Raw genomic sequence first — 3,171 nt, 5'->3', positions numbered from 1 at the left:
GCCTACCGAGTGGATGTGTACGCCGTGGAATCCGGGAGTCAGCCCGCCCTGCCCGGTGGTCTCAATCGTGATTGTCGCGTAGCCATTGGCGAATTCGAATTTTGCGGTCGCCACCTTGCTCCCGTCCGGCGCAATCAGGTGGGTGGTGAGACTCTCCGCTACCGCGGGCCCACCCTTTTGTTGCGTCTCCGACGGTGACGGCGACGACGACCCGGTCCAGATCGCCGGCGTGGTCCCAGGAGAGGTCGCCGGTGGCTGGTTCGGCTTGCAGGCGCTCACCAGCGCAACCGAAGCGGCGAGCGGGACCAGTGCGGTGACAGCGGCAACATTTCGGCGCGTGGCGGGCTTAACCATGGGGAGAGCCTATCTCGGCGGCGATGCGCTCCGGCAGCACGCTGGGCACTTTTCGAACCGATGCGGCCGCACCCCACTGTCCTCTCGGAAAGACCCGTCCGCGGGAGCGTTGGCTCTGCAAATCCACAGGCGACCGGTGGGTTACTCGACGGCATCTTTTTGCCCGGAACCGAGTAGTGTGGGCACAGGACGGCAAACTGCCGTGCGTCAGGTTTCACCAGCGTGGATCGTTCAGAACGAGCCTTCGGCAATTCTCCTTAATTCTGGGGCACCTTGCGTCACCTCATCGGTGAAAGGGCTCCCCATGGATGACCACGAGTATGCCGAGATGCTTCGCCAGACGATGGTGGATCTGACCCAACAGTTTTCCCAGCCCACCGAAATCGACGTGACTCTCAGCCGCGTGACGGCTGCGGCAATTGAATTGATTCACGGCGTCGACGTCGCCGACGTTCTCATGATTGCTGGTCCCGACCTCTTCCGGTCGGTGGCCGCGACCGATCAACTGGCCGTAGACCTCGATGCCGCGCAGCAGCAGTTCGGTGAGGGGCCGTGTCTGGATGCCGCGGTCGGTGGTGCGCCGGTGCTGTGCAACGACCTGCACCGGGATTCGCGCTGGCCACGCTTCGCCAAATCCGCGATCGCTGCCGGTATCACCAGCATCTTGTCGTTTCAGCTATACACCCATAATGCGCGCATGGGGGCAATGAATCTCTTCGGACGCGAACCCGGCGCCTTCACGCCCGAAGCCGAAGCGGTGGCGGTAATGCTCGCCACCCACGCCGCGATCGCACTGATTGCCGACGACATGCAGCTGCAATTTCGCTCCGCATTGGCCAGCAGGGACGTGATCGGTCAAGCCAAGGGCATGATCATGGAACGATTCAAGGTTGATGCCGTGCGCGCGTTCGAGCTGCTGACCAGGCTTTCGCAGAACTCGAACGTACGGGTCGCCGATGTGGCAGCCCATCTGGTTGCGCGAGGATCAGAACCGACAAGCTCACAAAACCTGCTGGGGCTGGCGTGAGCGTCTTAGATCGCGACGGCGTCCTTAACCCGCGACCACCACGATGACGCCCGGCGGTTGGTCCGCGACTTCGTGAGTGCGTGGTTCGACGTGCGCTTTCAGTAGCTGGCCCACGCTATCGGCGGTTTCGTGCTCTCCCGCCGCGTTGCCGAAGTACACCGTGGTGTCCTTGACACCGGGCAACGACAGGTTGCCGACGTCGGTGACGTTGAAACCGCCTTGCTTGAGCTGGTCGGCGGTGCGCCCGGCGATGCCTGCTTGGCTGGATATGTTGTAGACCCGGACATCGGATTTCGCTGCGGGCTTCGCCGAGGTTTTCGGCGCCATTGTGCTCGTCGTCACGGTTGTGCCCGATGACTCGTCGTCGGAGTTGGAACCCGATCCCATCGCCTGGAACCCGACCAGCAAAAAAATGACGCCAAGAAACAGCAACACCATCACCATGGCCCGCAGGGGTAGCCCGGTCGAATCGGGAACGCGCTCATTCATTGACGTCACTGTATCTAGGAGTGCGCCAAAACCCACACCGACGCTCGGCGTGCGGGTAGGTCAGGTGACTTCGAAGCCCAGCCGTCGTGCCGCCCGCGCCTTCTGTCGACTGGCACGTAGCCGTCGTAGCCGCTTGACCAGCATTGGGTCAGCTGCCAATGCCTCGGGCCTGTCGACCAAAGCATTCAGCACCTGGTAGTAGCGTGTGGCGGACATTCCGAACAACTCTTTGATGGCTTCTTCTTTGGCGCCTGCGTATTTCCACCATTGGCGTTCGAACGCCAAAATATCGTGTTCGCGGCGGGTTAGGCCATCGGCGAGTTCAGAGTCGTCCCCCGATCGATTAGCCCGCGCCATAGCGCTGTCCATATCGCTTCCTCGACCCTTTCGGCGAATTCTCGAATGCTCGCTGCTCCGGCGAATATTCAACCACGCTCGCAACAGTTGATCGCCGAACCCAGTCCGCGAGTCGGCTGACTAGGTGAGATTGCCTGCCCGCGCCTCCGGCCGCAACTCGAGTGCATCCGCGGGCCGCTTAAGCTTGCCGGTCATGGCAGTCCTACCCATTCGCATCGTGGGAGATCCGGTCTTGCACACCCCGACCAAGCCAGTTCAAGTCGGTGCGGACGGGTCGCTGCCCCCCGAACTGGCCGACTTGATCGCCACGCTTTACGACACGATGGACGCCGCTTACGGAGTTGGCCTGGCCGCCAACCAGATCGGCGTGGACTTGCGAGTGTTCGTCTACGACTGCGCCGACGAGCGGGGTCAATCGGCGCGGCGCCGCGGCGTGATCGTCAATCCGGTGCTCGAAACCTCGGAAGTTCCCGAGACCATGCCGGACCCTGATGACGACGACGAGGGTTGTCTCTCGGTGCCGGGTGAGTCGTTTCCGACCGGGCGGGCTAAGTGGGCCCGGGTCACCGGACTCGACGCCGACGGCAGCCCGATCACGGTCGAGGGCTCAGGGTTGTTCGCTCGCATGCTTCAGCACGAAACCGGACATCTGGACGGCTTTCTGTACCTGGACCGCCTGATCGGACGACACGCCCGGGCCGCAAAACGTGCGGTCAAATCCCACGGCTGGGGCGTCCCCGGCTTGTCGTGGACACCGGGTGAAGGGCCGGACCCGTTCGGTCACTGATGGTTTCGTGGCCACCACCCGGCACCAGGGTCACGGTGCGTTACCGGCGTCCGGCTGGGTCTGTCCCGCCGCTGACTGACGCGGTCGGGCATCTCCTCGACATCGAGCCGCTGGTACGAGTCCGGACGAAAACCGGTGCGGTGGTGCAGTTCGCGGC

4 protein-coding genes and 2 pseudogenes are annotated in these 3,171 nt (G+C 63.1%); 3 read left to right on the top strand and 3 right to left on the bottom strand.

Features of this window, described 5'->3' with window-relative positions; genetic code table 11:
* Nucleotides 1–354, bottom strand: a pseudogene (locus WB785_RS13940) (superoxide dismutase[Cu-Zn]); the annotation flags it as partial.
* A gap of 304 nt (nt 355–658) precedes the next feature.
* On the opposite strand from WB785_RS13940, the gene WB785_RS13935 reads away from it, so the two are divergent.
* Nucleotides 659–1,381 (top strand): GAF and ANTAR domain-containing protein, encoded by a 723-nt coding sequence (locus WB785_RS13935; protein ID WP_424079928.1) that lies wholly within the window; start codon nt 659–661, stop codon nt 1,379–1,381.
* A gap of 24 nt (nt 1,382–1,405) precedes the next feature.
* On the opposite strand, the gene WB785_RS13930 is transcribed toward WB785_RS13935, so the two are convergent.
* Both WB785_RS13930 and WB785_RS13925 read right to left on the bottom strand, forming a co-directional pair.
* Entirely contained in the window at nt 1,406–1,870 is a 465-nt protein-coding gene (locus WB785_RS13930; protein ID WP_424079927.1) for a LytR C-terminal domain-containing protein, read from the bottom strand.
* 60 nt (nt 1,871–1,930) lie between these two features.
* Nucleotides 1,931–2,239, bottom strand: a complete 309-nt coding sequence (locus WB785_RS13925) for a DUF3263 domain-containing protein (protein WP_424079926.1) — start codon at nt 2,237–2,239, stop codon at nt 1,931–1,933.
* A gap of 181 nt (nt 2,240–2,420) precedes the next feature.
* On the opposite strand from WB785_RS13925, the gene WB785_RS13920 reads away from it, so the two are divergent.
* Both WB785_RS13920 and WB785_RS13915 read left to right on the top strand, forming a co-directional pair.
* Nucleotides 2,421–3,014, top strand: a complete 594-nt coding sequence (locus tag WB785_RS13920) for a peptide deformylase (RefSeq protein ID WP_424079925.1) — start codon at nt 2,421–2,423, stop codon at nt 3,012–3,014.
* Nucleotides 3,014–3,171: pseudogene (locus tag WB785_RS13915) on the top strand (GNAT family N-acetyltransferase); the annotation flags it as partial. The gene WB785_RS13920 and the pseudogene WB785_RS13915, both read left to right, overlap by 1 nt.

Source organism: Mycobacterium sp., from assembly GCF_049585075.1.
Classification (GTDB): Bacteria; Actinomycetota; Actinomycetes; order Mycobacteriales; family Mycobacteriaceae; genus Mycobacterium.
This window is presented reverse-complemented; position numbering and strand designations above follow the sequence as displayed.